The following is a 21,465-nucleotide window of genomic DNA, read 5'->3' on the forward strand; positions in this document are numbered from 1 at the left end:
CGCCGACGCTGCGGCCGGACAGCCGGTTCAGGCAGGGCGCGCGATCCTCAGACGGGGTTCGTCCACGGGGTCCCGCGGCGCCGTCCGGCGACCGTCCTCGGTGGCTCCGTCCACGGCCCCGGCGGCCGCATCCCGAAAGGCGATCAACCCCTTGGCCAGGTGTTCCAGCGCCTCCGGTGCCATCGCGCCGAGGATGGGCTGGAGTTCACGCATCTCGCGGCGGCGCACCTCGTCGAGCAGAGCACGCCCCTGCCGGCTGAGATACAGCTCCAGCTCCCGGCGACTGGCGGCACTGAGGCGCCGCTCGATGAGGCCCGCGGCCTCCAGCCGGTCGCACAGCCGGCTCGTGGCCGGCGCGCTCGACCCCAGCGCCTGGCCGAGGGCCCGCAGATTTCCGCCCTCAAGGCGCTCGATCGCCACCAGGGCACGCGTCTGCGACGCCGACACCGGGCCGGCCGGGGCCTTCGCCTGCGCACGGCCCAACAGCACACCGAGCAGCCCACTCACCTCTGCCGCGGTGTCCGCTGCCTTCTGCGATGGAGAGGTAGAGCTTGGGCGCATTGTTCCACTGTGCCATCCGCGAGCCCACCGTGTCAGCCCTTGGCCAGAAGCCCGCACGGCCCGGACCGCACATCGGCCACGCATGGCCACGCATCGGCCACAGGTCGGTCACATGGCGGCGCCCTCAGCAACTTCGAGAAGCTCAAGGAAGGGAGAGCGCACGACGACGGCGCTCCTTTGGTCCGGCGGGTTGGGAGGAGGCCGCCGCCCACGCCGAGGGGCGTGAGACCATCCGCCCATGAGCGACGACCTGGAAGTGAGTGCTCTGGCGATCAACGTCACCGTCCCCGAGGCGCTTCGCTGGACGGACACGCGACGCGGCCAGGAGTTCACGCTGACCACGCTCAACGTCCGGCTCCTCCCCGACGGTCGCCTCGCCGCCAAGGCCTACGGACGGCCGGTCGGCGGTGGCCGGGGCGCCTACGTCTCGTTCCCCGTGCCCGAGAAGCCCGAACTCGCGGCTCTGATCGCCGACGCCGCCGGCCGCGCCGCAGGCTTGTGGGCCGCCCATCGGGGCCTCGGCTGAGCCCGGTGGCCCTCATCGTCGGCAGCCCTCGCCCCTGGGCGGCGGGTGGCGTCAGCGGGGGGTGCGGGCGATCACGACGCTGGCGTCGTCGCGGCGGGTCCCGGCCTGGCGGAGCAGGCCCGTGGCCAGCACCGCGGGCGGGTGGTGCAGCAGGCCCGCCAGATCGGTGGCGCTCCAGCGTTCGCTCAGCCCGTCGGAGTGCATGACCAGGACGCCCGCGGACGGCAACTGGGCTTCGTAGGTGCGCAGTTGACGCATCTGGTGGCCGACGATGCCGGGATGGGACATCAGCGTGGTGCGGGCGGCCGTGGTGACCAGGGCTGCCGTGATGTTGCCGATGCCGCAGAACAGCAGCCGCCCGTCCGGTTCCAGGCGCGCGATGGCCACGGCGGCGCCGCGGGTCCCGCGCAGCGCCCGGTGCACGTCCTCCATCACCTTCTCGGGGGTGCGTCCCGTCGCGGTGCGAAAGGCCTGCACGGCGGCCTGCGCGGCGAGTGCGGCCTGCGGGCCGTGACCGAGTCCGTCGCAGGACAGGACGAGCAGGCCCTCCCCGCCCCCCGGCGACGCGGCCCGCACCGGGGCGCTCCGCCCGGCCGCGACCGTCCCGGCGGCGACCGTCCTGGCCTCGCCCGGGCCCGGCCGGCCCGGTGTTTCCGGTCGTGCACCGGCGTGCCGCGGGACGGTCGGACGCATCTGGTGTGAAAGGGGGTTGGTCAGGTCCGACCAGCTGGGGCGGCCGTCGCCGGACACACCGTACGCGGGCGCCTCGTCGCCCCGTGGCCCGGCCGCCGGCGTGCGGCCCCGGCCGGTCGGCGGGGAGCCGCTGTCGGTGCGGGCGGCCCAGGCGTCACCACAGGTCTGTTCACCGCTGATCGGGCGGGTGACCCCTGCCACGGCCGGCTCGCCGCTCGCGGCCGGCGGTGCGGGGCGCGGCCAGAAGCGGGCGAGTTGGATCGTGCCGGTACCGGGCCGGGAGTGGATGTCGAAGCTGTCGGCGAGGCGTTGGACCGCGCCGAGGCCGATGCCCAGGGTGCCGCTGGTCGACATCCCGTCGCGCAGGGCGGCCGGGATGTCGGCCATGCCGGGCCCGCTGTCGACAGCGATCACCTCCACCCCGGCCGTCACGCCGACCCCGGCCCTGGCTTCCGCTCCGGATTCGGCGTGCGTGCGCACCACGCGCAGCAGAAGGGAGCCGTCGACGGCGTGCTTGGTGAGGTTGCCGGCCAACTCGGCCACCGCCAGCACCAGTTGGGCGGTCCGCTGCTCATCCAGGCCGATCCGCCGGCCCAGCGCGGCGGCCGCGCCGCGGGCGGCTTCGGGCTGGTCGCGGAACCAGGCCACGTCCTCGCTGTCCACCAGCACCGGTGAACGGGTGACCGTCATCGGCCCCACTTGGTGATGGTGACGGTGGTGCCCGCCCCGGGCGTGGTATCCAGGACGAAGTCGTCGACCAGGCGTTTGGAGCCGGACAGGCCGAGCCCCATACCGGTGCCCGAGGTCCAGCCGTCGGTCAGCGCGAGGTCGACGTCCGCTATGCCCGGCCCGCGATCGGCGAAGGCCAGGCGCACGCCGCGCCGGCCGCGTTCGTCCAGCAGGAAGGCGGTCATGGTGCCGCCTCCGCCGTGCACGAGGGTGTTGCGGGCCAGCTCACTCGCGGCGGTGATCAGCTTCGTCTGGTCGACCAGGGAGAGCCGGCACTGCTGGGCCAGTGCGCGCACCTGCTGGCGTGCCTGCACCACACCGGCGGTGGTGGTGATCTCCAGTACCTCCGAGGTACGGGAGGCGCCGCTCATGCGCCGGCCGCGACATCCGGCGCGAGATCCTCGCGGCCCCGCTCGGCGTGGTCGTCCTCCAGCATCCGCAGCCCCTTGTCCAAGGTCAGCGCGGTCCGCACGCCACCGAGCGAGAGGCCGAGTTCGACCAGGGTGATGGCGACGGCCGGGCGCATGCCCACCAGGACGGTCTGCGCGTCGAGCAACCGGGACAGCGCGGCGATGGTGGCCAGCATCCGTCCCACGAAGGAGTCGACGATCTCCACGGCGGTGATGTCGATGACCACCCCGTGCGCCCCGCTGTCCACCACCGCTTGCGCCAGGTCGTCCTGGAGCAGCAGCACGTCCTGGTCGTCCAGGTCGGTCTGGATGGAGACCAGCAGTACCTGCCGGATCCTGAGGATGGGAACCCGCTCGCTCACTGGGCACCGGCCTGCGGCGCCGTACGGGAGATCGTGGTGCCGGTGCGGCGCAGCGCATGGCGCAGGGCGTCGGCGAGCGTGGCCTTGGTGACGATGTCCCCGAAGTCGATCCCCAGCGCGACGATGGTCTGGGCGATCCCCGGACGGATGCCGGAGATCGTGCACTCGGCACCCATCAGACGGGCCGCCACGACCGTCTTCAGGAGGTGCTGGGCGACTTCGGTGTCCACCGTCGGCACACCGGTGATGTCGATGATGGCCTGCTCCGACCCGGTGTCGATGAGCGCCTGGAGCATCTTCTCCATGACCACCATGGTGCGTGCCGAGTCCAGGGTGCCCACGAGCGGGACGCCGATCACGTTGTCCCACAGCTTCACGACCGGGGTCGACAGTTCGAGCAGCTGCTCGGCCTGCGCGGAGATCAGCTCTTCGCGGGTGCGGGCGTAGACCTCGATGGTGAACAGGCCCAGGGTGTCCAGCAGACCGGCGAACTCCAGGTACGCCTCGACGTCGCCGTCGTTGCCGTCGAGCGACGGCTCCAGGACCGCCTTGAGCGCGAACACGCTCGCCGCGGTCTCGGTGGGAGTGAAGCCCTGGAGGGCCCGGGTGCGGGAGAGTTCGGTCAGCAGTGCCCGTACCTCGCCGAACGCTTCGCCGTGCCCGTCCACACTCCCGTCGCGCAACGCGGCGACCAGCGCGGTGTAGATCTCCCGCAACTCGCGCTCGACCTCGGCACGCGCCACCCGTCCGCCCAGCGAACCGGTCACCTTCTCCGCCCACTCGGCGCCCAGATCCTCACCCCGGACCGAGAGCAGACCGATCAAACGTTCCGAAACATGCTTGTCAGCCACAGGGCCTCCCTTTTCCAAGGGATCAAGCGACCCCACCGGAACTTTAAGCCATCCGAGTGAGCGAGGTGGCCGCCCTCGTGCGGCGTCCGGCCGACGGTCTCAGAGGTTTCGCGGCGGCGACTCCGCCGGCCCGCGTCCCGCACGAGGTGGTCGACCGTCTCGTGGAGGAGGCCGGCGGCACCGATGACCGTCCCAACTCCCCCGGGGAGCAGGTGGCGTTCGCCATACCGGGCGCGCGACTCCCGCTCGGTGGGCCGAGTCGGGTACTCCGCATCCGGTGTGGCCTGTGGCACGCCGGCGTCTCGGTCGTCCTGTCCGGCCATGGCCAGGACCCGGCCGAATCGCTCGCGGATCCCGTACGCCACCGAGGACTTGCCCGGCGCCGAGTTCCGCCGGATCACGCCCAGCCGGCTGTCTTCGCTTCCCACGGCCACGCTCCGCGCCTGGCCGGCGCGCGGACCGTGGCGCGGTGTCCTCCGGATTCCCCCGGCCGGTCCGGGTGGTCCGACGCTCCATCGCGGGGCTGGAGAAGCATGACCATTTGCCCGGTCAAGAATCTTGTAAACAGTCGCGGTCTACCGGTGTGGGCCGCTTCGGCGGGGGCATTCGGTGGCTCGGAGGTTGATAACTATGGTTCCCCTGCTTCTCGTTCTTCTGCTGGCTCTGATCCTCTTCGGCGCGGGCTTCGCCCTGAAGGCCCTGTGGTGGATCGCGATCATCGTGCTCGTCGTCTGGCTGGTCGGCTTCGTCGCCCGCCCCAAGGGAGGAAGCGGCCGCTGGTACCGCTGGTAATTTTCGACCGCGCATTCGCTGAATTGTGGGCTCTCCGCCAGGAAAAGGCGGGGAGCCCACAGGCATGTCGTCGTAGAGAATTCATCGACACCGGAACACGTGGTACGCGTAAACAGGTCGTACTTGATTTCCGGGTACGGGTCCGGGCATCTCGTGGCCCGGTTTTCAATGACCGCTGTCCGTGACGAAGTTTCAGTGAGCGCTGTCCGTGACGAAGTCGGGCAGCTCCGCCGAGAGCAGTTCCTCGGCGCCGCGCTCCAGGAGCCGCTGCGTCGCGTGGGAGCGGGGCACCATCGCCGCCTCGTAGGCGCGGACGGCCTCGGCCGCGGTGTCGCTGTTCACGAGGGCGAGGGCGAGTTCGCAGGCGTCGAGCAGGGCGAGGTTGACCCCGACGCCGAGCGGCGGCATGAGGTGGGCGGCGTCGCCGAGCAGGGTGACGGCCGGGTTCTGTTGCCAGGTGTGCGGTACCGGCAGGGCGTGGAGGGGGCGGTGGACGTACGGGCCGTCGTTGTCGGTGATCGTCCGGCGCAGCCGGGGCGACCAGTCGCGGTACCGGTCGAGGAGAAGCGCACGGATGCCGGCCGTGTCCTCGACGGTCAGCCCGGCGTCGGTGATCCAGTCGGCGGGGACGCGCTGGACGAAGTAGACGCGAAGGTGGCCGCCGCTGTTGCGCTGGGCGAACAGGCCGCGCTCGCCGTCGGACACCCCGGCACTGCCCTGGCCGACGAGTCCGGCGATGTCGGGGTGCTGGTTCTCGACGTCGTGGAACCAGGCTTCGAGGAAGCTGACGCCGGTGTAGTGGGGCGTGGCGTCGGACACGGCACGACGGACCGTGGACCAGGCGCCGTCGGCGCCGATGACGAGGTCGGCCTCAAGGGTGGTGCCGTCGGCGAAGTGGAGTCGGCGGGGGCCGTCGGCGCGCCCGTCGACGGAGCGCAGGGGGTGGCCCCAGCGCACCGTGCCGGGCTCAAGGGACTTGAGGAGGAGGTCGCGAAGTTCGCCGCGGTCGATCTCGGGCTTGAAGCGCTCGCCCGCTTCCGGGACGTGGTGGAAGAGGAGCTTCCCGCTCGGATCCAGCTGGCGCATCTCCTGACCCTCCGGGCGGCACAGAGTGAGGAACTCCTCCAGGAGTCCGGCTTCGCGCAGGGCGAGTTGGCCGTTGTCCTCGTGCAGGTCGAGCGTGCCGCCCTGGTCGCGGAACTCGGGACCGGCCTCGCCGTCGTGGACGGTGACGGTGATGCCGTGCCGCTGAAGGATGCGGGCGCAGGTCAGCCCGCCGGGGCCGGCGCCGATGACCGCGATGCGGGGGGTGGGGGTGGTGTTCATGGTGCGCTCCTTTCATGCCGTGTACGGCGGGATTGCGACGCACGCGGGGCGCGGAGGTCTCAGTGGGCCGCGCCGGCCGAAGCGTTCTCCGCGACGACGGGGGCGGGCGGGCCCGCCTTCTTGAGCGGCACTTCGATGACGAGGAGCGCCGCTGCGAAGGCGAGCGCGCAGACGATCGCGCCGAGGGCGAAGATGTGGCCGGTGCCGTTGGTGACGGCGGTGAGGTGGGCGGCCTTCGGCCCGGTGGACGGGACCGACTGGACGGCGCGGGTGAACAGCGAGCCGAAGACGGCGACGCCGAGCGATCCGCCCAGCGTGCGGAAGAGGTTGACCGAGCTCATCGCGGCGCCCATGTCCCGCAGCGGGACGCTGTTCTGCGCGATGGTGCCGGCCATCTGGAGGGTGAAGCCCAGGCCGATGCCGACGAGGACCATGTACACGCTGGTCAGCAGAGACGACGTGGTGGTGCTCATGGTGGCCAGGAGGCCGAGTCCGGCGGTGAGGAAGAGGGTGCCGACCACCGGGAAGACCTTGTACCTGCCGGTGGCGGACATGACCTTTCCGGCGAGGGTGGCGACGATCACGACGGGGATCATCATCGGCAGCATCAGCAGCCCGGAGTTCGTGGCCGAGGCGCCCTGGACCGTCTGCTGGAACAGCGGCAGGTACAGGCCCGCGCCGAACATGACCACTCCGGCCGCGAGGATCATGACCATCGAGAGCGGGTAGTTGCGGTGGTTGGTGAAGACCGTCAGCGGCAGCAGCGGCTCGGCGGCCCGCTTCTCCACGAGCACGAAAGCGGCGAGTCCGATGACGGCCGCGGCCGCGAGGGACAGGATCTGCCAGGACCCCCAGGCATAGGTGACGCCCGCCCAGGTGGCCGCCAGGACGACGGCGGTGATGGCGAGCGTCAGCAGCGCGATGCCCGCCCAGTCGATCCTCGCCTCGATGCGCCTGGCCGGGACGTGGAGCCGCAGCCACAGCCAGACCAGGGCGACCAGACCGAGCGGCAGGTTGACGTAGAACGCCCAGCGCCAGTCGAAGTGGCCGGTGACGAACCCGCCGAGCAGCGGGCCGCCGATGGTGCCGATGGCCATGACGGACGCGGTCATGCCCTGGTACCGGCCGCGTTCGCGCGGCGGCACGAGCGCCCCGATCAGCGCGAACGCGCCCGCGCCGATGCCGCCGGCGCCGATGCCCTGCACGACGCGGAAGGCGATCAGCTGGCCCATGGACTGGGACGCCCCGCACAGCGCGGAGCCGACGATGAACACCGCGATCGAGGCCAGATACATGGGCTTGCGCCCGAACAGGTCGCCGAACTTGCCCCAGACGGGCGTGGTCACGGCGGTGACCAGCGTGTAGGCGGTGACGACCCAGGAGATGTGGTCCAGGCCGCCGAGGTCGCCGACGATCGTCGGCATCGCGGTGCTGACGACCATGTTGTCGAGCATCGACAGCAGCATCGCGAGCATCACGCCGAGCAGTACCCAGCGCACGTTCTTCGGGACCGCGTGCGGGGTGGACGGGAGGGATGTGGTCGTGGACATGACGGATCGCTCCTTTCGGGCAGGAGGGTGGTGAAGCGGAAGCGGAAGGGGCGGCCGGGGCGATGCTCCGGGCCGGGCCGCTACTCCAGAAGAGCACAACGACTCACTAAGTGCAACCGTTTCACTTTTGAAGTCGGGCAACCTTGGCGGTAGGATCGATCTCATGCCCGAGACCCAGTCCCCCGCCGAGGCACCTCCGATGGGGCGCCGCGAGCGCAAGAAGGCCGCCACCCGTCAGGCCATCGCCGATGCCGCGCTGCGCCTGTTCCTGGAGCGCGGATACGACGACGTCGGCATCCGGGAGATCGCGGACGCGGCGGACGTGTCCACCACCACCCTGTTCAAGCACTTCCCGGTCAAGGAGGCCCTCGTCTTCGACGAGGAGGCCGACCAGGAGGCTCTGCTGCTCGCCGCCGTCCGCGAACGCCCGCAGGGCCAGTCGATCCCGGCGGCCCTGCGGGAACACGCGCTGCGCTACCGCATGGCGGCGACCGGGAGCGACGCCCGCTTCACCGCGTTCTTCGAGCTGATCAACACCACCCCGGCCCTGCGCGACTACGTCCAGGCCATGTGGCTGCGACACACCGAGGTGCTCGCCCAGGCGATCGCGGAGGAGTGCGGCCTGCCCCAGGACGATCCCGGCTGCACCGCGCTGGCCCACTTCGCGCTCGAAGCGCCCCGCGCCGCCCGCGGCCACGACGATCCCCGCCAGGCCGTCAGCAAGGCCTTCGACCTGCTGGAGCACGGCTGGCGGCCGGATCCGCCGAAGCGCACACGGCCCGGCGGCCGTTAGGCGGGGCCGGGGTCCGGCCGAGCCCACGCGACGCGAGGTGGCGGGCGGCGATGAGTTCCTGCCTGTTCCGCGGTCATAGATCATGGTTGGCACGCCGCGTCCATGAGCACGGCCGAAGCGCCCCGACCCGTATGTGCCGCCCGTAGGACACCAGACCCCGAGGAAATACCAGATGCGCACCCTGATCAGTACCGCCTTCATCTCCCTCGACGGCGTGGTCGAGGCTCCCGGCGGGGAGGCCGGATACCGGAACGCCGGGTGGACCTTCAAGAACGTCGACTTCCTGCCGGAGGCGTTCGAGATCAAGGGCCGGGAGCAGCAGGAGGCCACCGCGATGCTGCTGGGCCGGAACAGCTACGAAGCCTTCAGCCCGGTGTGGCCCGACATGGCGGACTTCGCCGACTACAAGGTGATGCCGAAATACGTCGTCTCCACCACCCTCACCGAGCACGACCTGGTGTCGAACTGGGGCGAGACGACGATTCTGCGCTCGCTCGACGACGTCGCCGCGCTGAAGAGCACCGAAGGCGGCCCGATCATCATCCACGGCAGCGCCGCCCTGAACCGGGCCCTGTCGGACGCCGGCCTCATCGACCGCTACCACCTTCTGGTCTTCCCGCTCCTGCTCGGTGCGGGCAAGCGGCTCTTCAGCACCACGGACAAGGACACCCAGAAGCTGAAGCTCGTCGAGCACGAGGCCTACGCCAACGGGCTGCAGAAGCAGGTCTTCGACGTGGTCCGCTGATCCGCCCCCACGCCCGCGCTCGTGCGGAGCCGGCTTCCTGCGCCGGTCCCACGAGCCGGGTCTCACAGGCGAAGGCCGAAGGCCACAGCCTGGACCGGGTCGCGCAGCTCCAGTTAGACCAGGATCCGGTTCAGTTGCCTCTTCACCGTCGCCTCCGCCAGATGCAAAACGGCGGCGATCTCCGTGCCTCAGCCCCGGCCCCAGCCGCGCCGGCCCCGGCCCCGGCCCTCAGCCCTTGCCGAAGTTCACCGCGGGGAAGGCGCCCGCCGCCCTGAGGGTTCCGGAGAAGCCGCCGCCCAGTTCGGTGAGGCGTGCGGTGGCTGCCGGGCCGAGGTGGTCGTACGGGGCGGCATCGAGGCGGTCGGTGAGCGCCTCGGTCTCGCCGCGCAGAGCCGTGCCCGCCTGCGTGAGGTTGCCCGCCTCGTCCAGCAGGCCGCGCTCGCGCAACTGGTCCCGGGCGGTGTCCCATTGCCGCGCGGACCACCCGCGGGTCCGCATGAACAGGGCCGATGTCGGTGCCGTGCCGGTGGCGTTGTGCAGGACCAGCGCCTCGATGCCGGAGAGGCCGGCGATCGCCAGGGCGGCGAGGTGACCGTCACCCCGGTGCTCGCGCAGCAGTGTCGCCGCGTGCCACAGGGCCAGGTGCGGTTCTTCGGGTACGGGCAGGTCGGCGTTGGCGGAGTACAGCGGCCGGGCCTCCCGGCGGCAGGCTTCGGTGGCGTGCAGCGCCAGTTCGGACGCCTCGGCCATCTCCTTGGACGCGAGCGCCTCCTGCCCGAGCAGCCGCCGGAGCGTCCGGTCCGCGCCGCGCAGCCGTGCCGTGAGCACCTCCTCCGGTGTGGTGACGGTCCATGCGGCGGGGATGTACCGCCGCACATGCTCGTGGTCGAAGTTGTAGAACGTCGCTGTGACGGTGCCCGCGTCGACGGGTCCGAGCGGTGCCGCGCGGGCCGCGAGGTAGACCATCGCTCCGCGCTCCAGCCCGAGCGCCGCGAGTTCGTCCTCCGGCTCCGGCGCGAAGTACACGGCTGAGTGCAGGGGGCTGACGGCGTTGTGGCAGTGGCGGCCCGTGCTCGCTTCGAGGATGGTCATGCCGTGGCTCCGGTTTCAGTGATCAGGTGCGGTCGTGCGGCCAGGCGGGCAAGGCGCATCAGGCTTCGTCCGTGGGTTCGCGGTGCGGGCGGTCGGTCAGCCCGGTCGCGGTCTGGGTGAGGTGCTGGGTCAGGCACTCGGCTGCGGCGTCGGCGTCCCGGGCAAGGGCCGCCTCCTCCAGCCGGCGGTGCTCCAGGGCACCGTCCCGGTGGGGATTGCGGTGCGCCGACCAGCGACGGGCCAGTTCGCTCGCGGTCCACATCCGGTCGAAGGTCTCCAGCAGGACCGGGTTGTCGCACCCCTCCAGCAAGGTGCGGTGGAAGAGGCGGTGGGCTTCGGCCCAGGCGCTGCTGTAGTGCTCGCCCTCCTCCGGTACGTACGCCGGGGTGCGGGCCAGACGGTGGTGGGAGGCTCGTACGCGGGCCTCCCAGTCCACATCGCCGCGTTCTACGGACATGCGGAGCATGACCGGTTCGATCGTCCGACGGGCCTCCCCGATCTCCTGCCAGCGACGGTCGGAGTAGGCCGGCACGGCGAAACCGCGGTTGGGCAGCCGGTCGGCGAGGCCCTCGCCGACCAACCGCACGAGCGCCTCGCGCACGACGGCCAGGCTCACGCCCTGTTCTTTGGCCAGGTCCTGGGGTTTGAGGGCATCACCGGGTGGGTGGTCCCCACGCATGATCGCCTCCCGCAGGTGTGTGTAGACCTGCTCGGAGAGCATCCGCTTCCCCGCCCGCTCCCCCGCCGAGGCCGAGGTGTGAGTTGTCTGAGTCATGCCTACACAATAGACGATCCCGGAGATAATCGATTATCGGTGTTATGGTCGATCCCAATGATGGGCGGCAGCCCGACCGCACCACCTCCTGGCGCCGCCAGGGCGAGACCTCTGTCCGCCGCGTCACGTCCACCGCACAGCACGTCCGAGAGGGACCACACCATGAGTTCCAACGACCCCTTTGCCCGCCTCCCCGAGGCGGCCTCTTTCACCGTTGACAGCACCACCGTCACCGACGGCGCCGCCTGGTCGGCAGAGCAGTACTCCGGCCTCTCCGGCATTCCCGGCGGGAAGGACGTCTCCCCGCAGCTCTCTTGGAGCGGCGCCCCGGACGGCACCAGGAGTTACGCGGTGACGGTCTACGACCCCGACGCCCCCACCGGGTCCGGGTTCTGGCACTGGGCGGTCGCCGACATCCCCGCCACCGTCACCGAGTTGCCCGAAGGCGCCGGGGACGACACCGGTTCGGGGCTGCCCGCGGGCGCCTTCCAGTTGCCCAATGACGCCCGCGCGGCCCGCTTCATCGGCGCCGCACCGCCGGCCGGACACGGCCCGCACCGCTACTTCACCGTGGTGCACGCCCTCGACGTCGACACCATCGGCGTCCCCGCCGACGCCACCCCGGCCGCCCTCGGCTTCACCATGGCCGGCCACATCCTCGGCCGCGCGGTCCTGACGGCCACCGCGGAGACTCCCGCCTGAAGACCGCTGTCGGCCACGCCAACGCCGGACGCCGCGGCGTCCTGGTGAAGTCCGCCGTCGTCATGGAAGGTCTCGGGCAGGTCGACGGGGTCGCACTCGACAAGACCGGCACGCTCACGGAGGGCACCCCGCCATCCGCCCTGTGAACGGCTCCGGCCTGGACGAAGCCATCTGCCGGCACTCGCGGCCGCCGCCGAGCAGCCCAGCGAACAGCCCCTGGCCCGCGCTGTCTTCGACCGCCGACAGCACCGTTGCGGCCCGGCCGTGGGCGAGCGGGCCCGGCCCGGGCCTGCCTGACCGAGTAACCGACCGACCGACATCGGTCTGACCGGTATGACAGCTCGCCACGCTCTAGCATGGCCGCCGTACCGCACAGGCTTCGGAGGGGGACCATGAAGACCGAACTCGCGGACCTCGCGGCAGCAGGCGCAATCACGATCGCGATACTCCGCGCAACCGACGTGCGGGACCAGGCGGGGCGGGACCAGCACATCACAGAGAAATGAGCGCGTCGGGCGAGCCGGAGCCGGCCGAAGAGCGGCCGACGTCGTCGGGGTCGTCGTCGTCTCAGCATGCCGAGGCGTCGGGACAGGCGCGGATCTTTCAGGCGCTCGGGGACCAGGTCATCGGGGGCCGGGACGTCCATGTGCACTTCGGGCACGGTGTACGCCGTGTCTCCACCGGCGCTGCCTCGGACGGCGCCGAGGAGTGCCCCTACCCCGGCCTGGCAGCATTCGGACCCGACCAGGCGGCTTGGTTCTTCGGCCGGGACCGGCTGGTGGCCACGTTGATCGGGCGCTTGGCCGACAACCTGCGCACGCGCAATCCACTGGTTGTCGTCGCACCGTCCGGCGCGGGCAAGTCATCGCTCTTGCAGGCCGGAGTGGTGGCTGCCATCAAGGACGGCGCCCTGCCCGCCACAGGGTCTCGGCAGTGGCCGCGGATCGTCTTCACCCCCGGCCCTCAACCGCTGCACTCCTTGATCTCCCGGATGGCACCACTGATCGGCCTGAGCCCATCTGAGATGGCGGAGCGCTGCAAGACGGGCCGGGACGCGTGCATGGCGAGGCTCCGCCAGGCTCTTCGAGACGAATTCGCCGCCGTCGGCTCACGCGTGGTCGTCGTGGTGGACCAGGTCGAGGAGCTCTTCACCCAGTGCGATGACGAGGAGCAGAGGCGGGCCTTTCTCAACGAGCTGGCGTGGCTGACAGATCCCGGTGCCGGGCAGGAGCCGGCCGGCCTGGTCGTCCTGGGGCTGCGAGCCGACTTCTACGCGAGGTGCGCGGACCACCTCTGGCTGCGGACCGCGCTCCAGGACAGCCAGGTCTTCATCGGCTCGATGCCGCCGGACGACCTCCGCGCGGCGATCGTGAACCCGGCCAGGGCGGCCGGGTTGGAGGTCGAGTCCGGCCTGGTCGACACTCTGCTGCGGGAGGTCATCGGAAGCTCCGCCAGGCCGGCACACCCGGCGGCCGACTACGGGGCGGGCCGGCTTCCGCTCCTGGCACATGCCCTGCGCTCCACCTGGCAGCAGCGGCACGGGCGGCTCTTGACCCTGGACGGGTATCGGACCACAGGGGGGATAGAGCACGCGGTGGCGACCACCGCCGAGCAGGCTTTCGCGCGGCTTGCCCCGCCCGCCCAGCAGGCTGCCGAGAGCCTCTTCCTGCGCATGGTGAAACTGGGCGTGGGTGCCGAGGACACCAGGCGGCACGTGCCACGCGTCGACCTGATGCGGTCTGCCGAGGGTTCGGATGTCGAGCGGCTGGTCATCGACGAGTTCACCCAGGTACGGCTGCTGACGCAGGAGCGTGACACCGTGGCCATCACGCACGAGGCGATGTTGCACGCGTGGCCGCGCCTGCACGACTGGATCGAGAAGGACCGGGCGGAGCATCTGATCCGCCAAGACCTCGAAGACGCCGCCGGCGAGTGGGACCGGGCCGGGCGGGAACCCTCACGGCTCTATCGGGGGAGTCGCCTGGAGGCGGCGGCCGGCTGGGCATCGAAACGTCCCGGCCACGTGAGTACCACCGCTGAGGCATTTCTGGGCTCCGCCCGGCGTCAGGAGCGGCGGGGCAGCACGCTGCGCCGGACAGCGGTCGCCGGAATCGTCGCCCTGGCTCTCATCGCCTCGGGGATCGCGGTGTTCGCGTTCCGGCAGGGCGCCGATCTGCGGGCCGGTGCCGCAGCCGCTTTGAATGACCAGATCATCGCCGAAGCCGGACAAACGGCGTCGACCGATCCGGCTCTGAGTGCTCAACTCACCTTGGAGGCCTATCGATTGACTCCCAGTCAGGACAATGCATCAAGGCTCGTGGGACTGGAGAACGTCCCGATCGCCAGCCGCTTGTCGGTGTCCAGCACTCCCCTCGATTCGATCGCCTTCAGCCCGACCGGTCACCTCCTCGTCACGGGCAGCGGGGACGGCACCGTCCAGTTGTGGGACATGGCCGACCCGATGCGGCCCGCCGCCGTGGGCCCGCCACTGACCGGACGTGCCACCACGGTCAAGTCGGTGAAGGTCAGCCCCGACGGAAAAACCCTGGCTGCCGGAAGCACCAATGGCACGGTCAGCCTGTGGAACATCGCCGACCCGCATCACGCGACATCCCTTGGCCCCGCGCTGACGCTGACCGACAACCTCGTCAACACGCTGGCGTTCAGCCCGGACAGCCGAACCCTGGCCGTGGGCGGTACGAGCCGCGACAACCAGGCCGGAGCCATCGGCTTGTGGAACCTGAGCAACCCGGACCATCCGACTCCTCTGGGCTCGCTGCCGGCTCAGCCCCATGGCTCGGTGCTGACAGTGGCGTTCAGCCCCGACGGACGCGCCCTGGCCGAAGGGCGGGACGACCGCAGTGTCCGGGTGTGGAGTCTCGGCGACCCGGGCCGTCCCTCACTGCCCAGCCGTCCCGTCTCGGCGTTCGGCACGGCAGCAGACGCGCTGGCGTTCAGCCCCGACGGACATACCCTCGCCACCGGGGGTCTTGACGACGGCGCCATCCGTCTGTGGGACATGAGCACGCTGGCGCCCTCCGGACCGAAGCTCTTCGGCAAGCCGTTGGTGGATCGCCCGACCGACTCACTGGGTTTCAGCGCCGACGGACACACCCTGGCCGTCACCCACGACGACGGCTCCATCACGATGTGGAACGTGACCGAGCCGGATGGCCCCTCCCCTGTGGGCCAGCCTCTGGCCGGAGGCACCCGGGCGGACGGGGCCGTGGCGTTCAGCCCCGACGGCCGCCTGCTCGCCGCGGCCTCCAACTCCGGTGCCGTTGCCTTGTGGCACCTGCCGCGGATGTCGACGGCCGCCTCCGGTAATGAAGCCGTGTTCAGTCCGGACGGGCATGTTCTCGCTGCCGGCGGCGGCAACAGCACGATCGACTTGTGGGATATGACCGGCGCTGATCCGAGCGTCCTGGGCAGGGTGCGCATCGACCCCGGTGCCGCCGCCAACACCACGGCGTTCAGCCCCGACGGCCACATCCTCGCCATTGGCGCCACCACGGGCGGCCGCGGTGGACTGTGGCTGGTGAACGTGGCCGACCCGCGCCATCCGCTGGCGCTGAGTCAACCGCAGGCCGCCTCCAGCGAATCGGTGGATTCGCTGACCTTCAGCCCCGATGGGCGGACCTTGGCCGTTGGCAACGAGAACGGGACGATCGGTCTACTGAACCTCACAGACCCGCGCGATCCCTCCCTGGTGGGGCAGCCCCTGACTGGTTTCGGCCCCGACACCAAGGTGGCGTTCACCCCGGACGGGCACACGCTGCTCGCCGCCGGTGGCAACCATGCCATCTCGTGGTGGAATCTCACCGATCCGAGCTTTGCGACCAGGCCAGGACAGCCAGTTGCCGGGCCACCCGCCGACACCACCGCGATGGCGATCAGCCTCGATGGGCGGGCCCTCGCTGTCGGCGCGGCAGACGGCTCGCTCCAGCTGTGGAACGTGACCGACATCAGCGCTCCGACCCTCGCCGGCCGGGCCTCCGTGAAGATGAGGGGTTCCCTCAGCTCATTGGTGTTCAGCCCCGACGGGCGCACCTTGGCCGCGGGCGGCGGTGACGGTCTGGTGCAGATATGGAACGTCGCCGATGTTCGATCCCCCAGTCCGTGGGGCCAGCCGCTCGTCGGTGGCGGCAAGGACGACTCCCCCGCGGTGACGTTCAACCGGGACGGACACACCCTCGCCAGCAGCGCGCTCGGCACCCTGCGTCTGTGGGACCTGGACGTCAACTACGCGACCCAGCGCATCTGTGCGACGAGCGCGGGGGCCTTGACCCGCCAGCAGTGGAGCCGATATCTGCCCCGCTTGGCGTACCGGCCGCCGTGTTCCCGGTGAGGCCGGCCGGGTGAGCCCGTCAGTGCGCCTCGACCGGGCCCCTGGCGTCGAGCCGGTATGCGGAGGTGGGGCTGGGAGCTTGTGGGGCACTGATGTGCATCACGGTGTAGCTGCCGTTGCTCAAGCCGCCGACAGTCACCGTCGCCGTATAGGGGACCTCGGTACCACTTGCGCAATTGGGTACGCAGCTGACGGCCAAGTACTTCCCCGTTGCACTCGCTGTCGGTTGACCCCAGTTCGACCAGACCAGGTTTCCGAGGCTCACCTTCCCATCACCGCAGGCGAGGGTGAAGGTTGCGGGCGAAGAGACCGGCTGCTCGTCGCAGCCGTAGACCACTGCCGCGGACACCGCCGACGGCGTCGCTGTCACGACCGCGCCAGGCGTGCGAGTGGGTTGCGCCGTCGCCACAGACATGCCCGGCGGAGCCGCCGATGGCGTTGCCCCGGCCGTCGGCGCAGCACCTGAACGGCTGCATCCCGACAGTGAAGCCAGCACCGCCGCGGCAACGCCGAGGGTGACCGCGCCCGACCCCTTGACCATCCACCCCATCTGCCCGCTCCCCCGTCCCCGTGGTGAACACCTGTACGCCCGTACGCCTTCGAGCGAAAGCAGACATCAGAATACGTAGTCGGCGGTCCCGCACACCCCCGGACGGCATCAGTCCCCAGACCCCGACGATCCCCCGGTCGACGATCCCCCGGTGAGGACGACAAGGGGCACTCTCCCAGCGTGCTCGATGTGCGGGAGGCGGAGCCTGGGCCTGAAGCGGCAGCACGTCACCGGTGGAGCAGCGAAGTGTTCGGCCTGCTCACTCGGCACCGCACCCTGTCGCGAGATCGCGCCACCGTCGCTCTGCCAGGGGCCGATCTGCCCGGGGCAGAGACCGGTTCCACCACCCGCCCCCGCGGCGCAGGCTGAGGGAAACGCCCGCCCTTCGTCACGCAGCCCGAGGAGGCCGCCCGATGAGTTCCCGCTTCACCGCCGAAGAAGGCGACACCCCCATCACCCGCTACGACGACCATCTGGCCGCCCAGCTCCTGGACCAGCGGATCGTCCTCCTGGGAACCCAGGTCGACGACGTCTCCGCCAACCGCATTTGCGCCCAGCTCCTGCTGCTCTCGGCGGAGGACCCCCGCACCGACATCGCGCTCTACATCAACTCCCCCGGCGGATCGGTCACGGCAGGTCTGGCCATCCACGACACCATGCAGCTGATCCCCAACGACGTGGCGACCCTGGCCATGGGGTTCGCCGCAAGCATGGGGCAGTTCCTGCTGACCGTGGGCACCAAGGGCAAGCGGTACGCGCTGCCCAACTCGCGGATCATGATGCATCAGCCCTCGGGTGGCATCGGCGGCGTCGCCGCCGACATCGCGATCCAGGCGGAGAGCCTGGAGTTCACCAAGCGGACCATGGAGAAGCTCATCGCCGAGCACACCGGGCAGTCACCGGAGACGGTGGCTCGGGACGGCGACCGCGACCGCTGGTTCACCGCCGAACAGGCCCTGGAGTACGGGATGGTGGACCAGGTCCTGACCTCCCTCGACTCCGTCCGTCCAGCCGCGTCCCGGGCCCGCACGGGCCTCGGCATCCGCTGACCACACCCGAAGGAGGCATCCCATGAGCCAGTACACGATCCCCAACGTCATCGAGCGCACCCCGAACGGCGAACGCGTCGCCGACATCTACAGCGCGCTGCTGTCCGAACGCATCATCTTTCTCGGTACGGAGATCGACGACGGCGTCGCCAACGTCATCACGGCCCAGCTCCTCCACCTGGAGTCCGCGACCCCCGAGAGCGAGATCGCCCTCTACATCAACTCCCCTGGGGGATCCGTCACTTCGCTGATGGCGATCTACGACACCATGAGCTTCATCTCCTCCCCCATCGCCACCTACTGCATCGGCCAGGCCGCCTCCACCGCCGCGGTCCTCCTGTCCGGCGGTGACCCCGGGCGCCGCTTCGTACTCGAACACTCCCGGGTGCTGCTCGGCCAGCCCGCCAGCGGCGGCCGCCAAGGCACCGCCGCCGACCTGGCGGTCCAGGCCAGGGAGATGCAACGGATCCGCGCCCAGGTGGAGGAGGTACTCGCCCGCCACACCGGACACGAGGGGGCCCGACTCCGCGCCGACATGGACCGCGACAAGATCTTCACGGCTCAGGAGGCGGTGGAGTACGGGCTCGCCGACGAAGTGATCAGGAAGCGCGTGCTCGTACCGTCCTGAACAGAGCGTTCCGGTCAGGCGGCGAGGCAGAGAGCGCCGCCGGCGGGCGCCGCCGGACGGCGCGTCGACGACAGGTCGCTGTGCACACGGAGGATCAGGTCACCGAGCCCCAGACCCAGCGCGTTCGCCGCGGCCGCAAGGACCTCGGAGGAGGCTTCCTTGCGGCCGCGCTCGACCTCCGACAGATACGGCATCGAGATCCGCGCATCGTCCGCGACCTCCTTCAAGGTCCGCCCTTGCGCCTGCCGCTCCCGCCGCAGCACACCCCCGACGAGATCGCGCCAGAGCGGTTCCCTGGCGGGCGGGACCTCGTCGGGCTTCACCAGACGGAGGGGACGTACGGGGACGGGAGCGCTGGGTACGGGTCGGCTGCTCATGCCGACCAGTATCGGCGGCAGCGCCGGACCGCGGCAGGGCGTGTCGCTCTGCCCTCAGCCGATTCGCCGACGGCGAAACGTCGGCCGACCCGATCCCGATCGGGGCATGAGGCCGGATCAGCGCACCCGACCCCGTGGTTTTAGGGGCACTCCCGGGAGTTCCGGGGCAGGGATCGGAGGGCCGTCGTAGCCCTTCACCTCACCGAAACGATCGCCGTTCATCCAGTCCGAACGGGCCTGTGCGATGTCGTCGTTGGAGCGGCCGATGAAGTTCCACCACATGACGATCTCCTCCTCGAACGGCTCGCCGCCGAGCAGCATCAGGGCGGCGTCGGAGGTGGCTCGGAGGGGGAGTTCGGTGCGGCCGCAGCCCAAGTAGAGCATCGAGCCCGGAAGCAGGGGGACCTCGTCCACCTGGGCCTCGCCCGACATGGACAGGACCGCGTACTCGAAGTCGGGGTTCAGGGGGAGGCGGGGCTCGGCGCCCGCCGTCAGGTTCACGTCGGCGCCGACGATGGGCGTGTAGGTGCTCCCCGGTGACACGGCGCCGTCGAGCTCGCCGAGGATGACCGTGGCGTCGAAGCCCGACGCGGTGACGTGCGGAAGCTCGGCGTGGTGCTGGAAGTGCGGCTCGACGTTGCGGTGGGCGTCGGGCAGGGCGACCCACAGTTGGGCTCCGTGCAGGAACCGGCTGTGCGACTTGGGGGTTTCCTCCGAGTGGCTGATGGCCCGGCCGGAGGTCATCAGACCCAGTTCCCGGGGGCGTACGGTCTGGAGGCTGCCCAGGCTGTCCCGGTGCAGCACCTCGCCCTCGTGCAGCCAACTCACGGTCTGGAGGCCCATGTGCGGGTGCGGAGCCACCTGCATGCCGGGTTCGTCGGCGATGTCGTCGGGTCCGTAGTGGTCGACGAAGGCCCAGGCGCCGACCATCCGGCGGCCCAGGTTCGGCAGCAGCCGGCGTACTTGGGTGGACTCGCCGAGCTGCACGGTGCGGGGCGAGAGGAGCTCGCGGACCGGCTCGGCCACGACGAAGCCGCGTCCGCCGCAGACGGAGAGCGCGGGCTGGCGATCGAGATTGCTCATGCGGCCAACCTATTCCCTCGCGGGCCCGGCGCGCCGCGTTCGACGGAAGCGTCCCGCCACATCGGTCGTCGCCGCAGGTGGGACACGCTGTCGCGGGGCCGTCCGGGCGCCCGGGGAGCCCGGGCGCGACCGGCGACCGGCCCGGCGCCGAGCACCGCCGGAGTGATCTGGAGTGGCCCCGGGCCCCGCCGGCCCCGCCCCTCACATCCCCAACAGCCCCCGCCCCAGCCAGTCGGAGGTGTCCTTCGCGCCGGGGAGGGCGAAGAAGTAGCCGCCGCCCGTCGGGGATATGTAGTCGACGAGCGGCTCGTCGACGAGGCGTTCCTGGGTCGCCTCGAACTGGCGCTTCACGTCCTGCTGGTAGCAGCAGAAGACCAGGCCCATGTCGAGGTTCCCGACGCTGTCGATGCCCCGGTCGTAGTTGTAACCCCGGCGCAGGATGCGGGAGTTGTCGGTCGCGGCGGTCCTGGGGTTCGCCAGACGGATGTGGGCGTCAAGCGGGATCGCGTTGCCCTGGGGGTCCTTGGTGTACTGGGGCGCGTCGGTCTCGACCGCGCCGTCCAGGGGCGCACCCGTGTCCTTGCGGCGGCCGAACATCTTCTCCTGCTCGGTGAGCGAGACCCGGTCCCAGAATTCGACCAGCATGCGGATGACGCGGATCACCTGGTAGCTGCCGCCGACCGCCCAGGACGGCTCGCCCAGCGCGTTGCCGACCCAGATCAGTCGGTCGGTCTCGCGCGTGGACGTCACGTCCGGGTTGACGATGCCGTCCTTGAAGCCGAGCAGGTTGCGCTGGGCACCCGTGGGGCGCGGCGCGTTCTGGAAGCCGTCGATGCGCCACTTGATCTGCATCGCTCCGCGGGTGTGCCGGGCGATGTCGCGCAGCGCGTGCAGCACCACGTCCTGGCGGGCTCCGCAGATCTGGAGCGAGAGGTCGCCGTGGCATTCGGCGGGGTTCAGGTTGTCGTTGGGGAAGGTCCGCATCGGTGTGAGGCGTACCGGCTTGGCCTTGGCGAGCCCGTACCGGTCGTCGAAGAGGGAGGCGCCGACGCCCACCGTGACGGTCAGTTCGCCGGCGGGGACCACCGGGCCGAGGATGCCGTTGTCGGACGGCGGGGCTCCGACGCCGAGGTCGGCCGGCGCGCCGCCCGCCGTGAGGAAACGGGCTCGTTCGGTGATGGTCCGCAGCAGCTCGGCGAGCCCCTCGCGGCTGTCGGCGACGACGTCGAGCGCGGCGAAGGTCGCGGCCGCGGGCTGCGCGGTGAGGATGCCCGCCTGGTGGGCACCGTGGAAGGGCACCGCGCCGGAGTCGCCGGCGGCGGCCGCGTGCGCCTGCCCGGCGCCCGCCTGGCCGAGCGCGAACCCTCCGCCGGCCAGGGCGGCGCCGGCCGCGCCCGCGCCCAGGGCCGTCTTGACGAAGGAGCGCCGGCCGGCGGGGCAACCGCCTTGCGGGGCAGGGGATTCGGCGGACATGACGGGGTTCCCTTCGGGAGGTGCGGGGGTCGGTGTGTGACGGCCGGCCG

Annotated in this window: 21 protein-coding genes and 1 pseudogene; 9 read left to right on the forward strand and 13 right to left on the reverse strand. The window is 70.9% G+C overall.

Translation table 11 applies throughout. The features are described from left to right. Positions 1-27: 27 nt before the first annotated feature. On the reverse strand, positions 28-561 hold the full coding sequence (locus tag ACFYNP_RS32270) for a MarR family winged helix-turn-helix transcriptional regulator (protein WP_388790515.1): 534 nt from the start codon (positions 559-561) through the stop codon (positions 28-30). Positions 562-799: 238 nt separating this feature from the next. Here ACFYNP_RS32270 and ACFYNP_RS32275 point away from each other — a divergent pair, with 238 nt between their 5' ends. Further along, the gene (locus tag ACFYNP_RS32275; protein WP_388404987.1) at positions 800-1,087 is read left to right on the forward strand and encodes a hypothetical protein; all 288 of its coding nucleotides are present in this window, start codon (positions 800-802) and stop codon (positions 1,085-1,087) included. A 51-nt stretch (positions 1,088-1,138) separates the two neighbouring features. Here the strand turns inward: ACFYNP_RS32275 and ACFYNP_RS32280 are convergent, their stop codons facing one another. From ACFYNP_RS32280 to ACFYNP_RS32300, 5 genes are read right to left on the reverse strand one after another with little or no spacing between them, the layout of a single operon-like run. Next, positions 1,139-2,470 (reverse strand): SpoIIE family protein phosphatase, encoded by a 1,332-nt coding sequence (locus ACFYNP_RS32280; RefSeq protein ID WP_388790517.1) that lies wholly within the window; start codon positions 2,468-2,470, stop codon positions 1,139-1,141. Next, positions 2,467-2,880, reverse strand: a complete 414-nt coding sequence (locus ACFYNP_RS32285; protein ID WP_388404982.1) for an anti-sigma regulatory factor — start codon at positions 2,878-2,880, stop codon at positions 2,467-2,469. Before ACFYNP_RS32285 ends, ACFYNP_RS32280 begins: the two co-directional genes overlap by 4 nt. Further along, positions 2,877-3,281: an STAS domain-containing protein gene (locus tag ACFYNP_RS32290; RefSeq protein WP_388404979.1), complete on the reverse strand. Its 405-nt coding sequence runs from the start codon at positions 3,279-3,281 to the stop codon at positions 2,877-2,879. Before ACFYNP_RS32290 ends, ACFYNP_RS32285 begins: the two co-directional genes overlap by 4 nt. After that, positions 3,278-4,132: an STAS domain-containing protein gene (locus ACFYNP_RS32295; RefSeq protein WP_388790519.1), complete on the reverse strand. Its 855-nt coding sequence runs from the start codon at positions 4,130-4,132 to the stop codon at positions 3,278-3,280. Before ACFYNP_RS32295 ends, ACFYNP_RS32290 begins: the two co-directional genes overlap by 4 nt. After that, a complete protein-coding gene (locus ACFYNP_RS32300) occupies positions 4,102-4,560 on the reverse strand; it encodes a hypothetical protein (protein ID WP_388790521.1) in 459 nt (152 codons plus the stop codon). Before ACFYNP_RS32300 ends, ACFYNP_RS32295 begins: the two co-directional genes overlap by 31 nt. A gap of 202 nt (positions 4,561-4,762) precedes the next feature. On the opposite strand from ACFYNP_RS32300, the gene ACFYNP_RS32305 reads away from it, so the two are divergent. Next, positions 4,763-4,924, forward strand: a complete 162-nt coding sequence (locus ACFYNP_RS32305; RefSeq protein WP_100575597.1) for a hydrophobic protein — start codon at positions 4,763-4,765, stop codon at positions 4,922-4,924. Positions 4,925-5,116: 192 nt separating this feature from the next. Here ACFYNP_RS32305 and ACFYNP_RS32310 read toward each other — a convergent pair whose 3' ends face one another. Together ACFYNP_RS32310 and ACFYNP_RS32315 are read right to left on the reverse strand one after the other, a co-directional pair. Further along, entirely contained in the window at positions 5,117-6,250 is a 1,134-nt protein-coding gene (locus ACFYNP_RS32310; RefSeq protein ID WP_388404974.1) for an FAD-dependent oxidoreductase, read from the reverse strand. Between the two features lie 59 nt (positions 6,251-6,309). Continuing rightward, positions 6,310-7,800 carry an MDR family MFS transporter gene (locus ACFYNP_RS32315; protein WP_388790523.1) on the reverse strand — a complete coding sequence of 497 codons (1,491 nt, stop codon included), beginning with the start codon at positions 7,798-7,800 and terminating at the stop codon, positions 6,310-6,312. Positions 7,801-7,963: 163 nt separating this feature from the next. On the opposite strand from ACFYNP_RS32315, the gene ACFYNP_RS32320 reads away from it, so the two are divergent. Next, on the forward strand, positions 7,964-8,593 hold the full coding sequence (locus ACFYNP_RS32320; RefSeq protein ID WP_388790525.1) for a TetR/AcrR family transcriptional regulator: 630 nt from the start codon (positions 7,964-7,966) through the stop codon (positions 8,591-8,593). A 172-nt stretch (positions 8,594-8,765) separates the two neighbouring features. After that, positions 8,766-9,338 (forward strand): dihydrofolate reductase family protein, encoded by a 573-nt coding sequence (locus ACFYNP_RS32325; protein ID WP_388790527.1) that lies wholly within the window; start codon positions 8,766-8,768, stop codon positions 9,336-9,338. Between the two features lie 228 nt (positions 9,339-9,566). Here ACFYNP_RS32325 and ACFYNP_RS32330 read toward each other — a convergent pair whose 3' ends face one another. Both ACFYNP_RS32330 and ACFYNP_RS32335 read right to left on the reverse strand, forming a co-directional pair. Beyond that, positions 9,567-10,430, reverse strand: coding sequence for a hypothetical protein (locus ACFYNP_RS32330; RefSeq protein ID WP_388790530.1), 864 nt, complete (start codon positions 10,428-10,430; stop codon positions 9,567-9,569). 58 nt (positions 10,431-10,488) lie between these two features. Beyond that, positions 10,489-11,205 carry a GntR family transcriptional regulator gene (locus ACFYNP_RS32335; RefSeq protein ID WP_388790532.1) on the reverse strand — a complete coding sequence of 239 codons (717 nt, stop codon included), beginning with the start codon at positions 11,203-11,205 and terminating at the stop codon, positions 10,489-10,491. A 162-nt stretch (positions 11,206-11,367) separates the two neighbouring features. On the opposite strand from ACFYNP_RS32335, the gene ACFYNP_RS32340 reads away from it, so the two are divergent. The 5 genes and pseudogenes from ACFYNP_RS32340 (at position 11,368) to ACFYNP_RS32360 (ending at position 18,482) form a co-directional block, all read left to right on the forward strand. Continuing rightward, positions 11,368-11,907 (forward strand): YbhB/YbcL family Raf kinase inhibitor-like protein, encoded by a 540-nt coding sequence (locus ACFYNP_RS32340; RefSeq protein ID WP_388404957.1) that lies wholly within the window; start codon positions 11,368-11,370, stop codon positions 11,905-11,907. Positions 11,908-11,924: 17 nt separating this feature from the next. Then, positions 11,925-12,159, forward strand: a pseudogene (locus ACFYNP_RS32345) (heavy metal translocating P-type ATPase); the annotation flags it as partial. A 250-nt stretch (positions 12,160-12,409) separates the two neighbouring features. Further along, positions 12,410-16,255: a WD40 repeat domain-containing protein gene (locus ACFYNP_RS32350; protein WP_388790535.1), complete on the forward strand. Its 3,846-nt coding sequence runs from the start codon at positions 12,410-12,412 to the stop codon at positions 16,253-16,255. A gap of 963 nt (positions 16,256-17,218) precedes the next feature. Further along, on the forward strand, positions 17,219-17,854 hold the full coding sequence (locus ACFYNP_RS32355; RefSeq protein ID WP_388790537.1) for an ATP-dependent Clp protease proteolytic subunit: 636 nt from the start codon (positions 17,219-17,221) through the stop codon (positions 17,852-17,854). 22 nt (positions 17,855-17,876) lie between these two features. After that, the gene (locus tag ACFYNP_RS32360) at positions 17,877-18,482 is read left to right on the forward strand and encodes a ClpP family protease (protein WP_388404948.1); all 606 of its coding nucleotides are present in this window, start codon (positions 17,877-17,879) and stop codon (positions 18,480-18,482) included. Positions 18,483-18,496: 14 nt separating this feature from the next. Here the strand turns inward: ACFYNP_RS32360 and ACFYNP_RS32365 are convergent, their stop codons facing one another. The 3 genes from ACFYNP_RS32365 to efeB form a co-directional block, all read right to left on the reverse strand. Then, entirely contained in the window at positions 18,497-18,859 is a 363-nt protein-coding gene (locus tag ACFYNP_RS32365) for a helix-turn-helix domain-containing protein (protein WP_388404945.1), read from the reverse strand. A gap of 117 nt (positions 18,860-18,976) precedes the next feature. Continuing rightward, the gene (locus tag ACFYNP_RS32370) at positions 18,977-19,942 is read right to left on the reverse strand and encodes a pirin family protein (RefSeq protein ID WP_388790540.1); all 966 of its coding nucleotides are present in this window, start codon (positions 19,940-19,942) and stop codon (positions 18,977-18,979) included. 201 nt (positions 19,943-20,143) lie between these two features. Next, entirely contained in the window at positions 20,144-21,415 is a 1,272-nt protein-coding gene (efeB, locus tag ACFYNP_RS32375) for an iron uptake transporter deferrochelatase/peroxidase subunit (RefSeq protein ID WP_388790542.1), read from the reverse strand. Positions 21,416-21,465: the final 50 nt, after the last annotated feature.

It is taken from the genome of Streptomyces sp. NPDC006691 (assembly GCF_042869955.1).
Classification (GTDB): domain Bacteria; phylum Actinomycetota; class Actinomycetes; order Streptomycetales; family Streptomycetaceae; genus Streptomyces.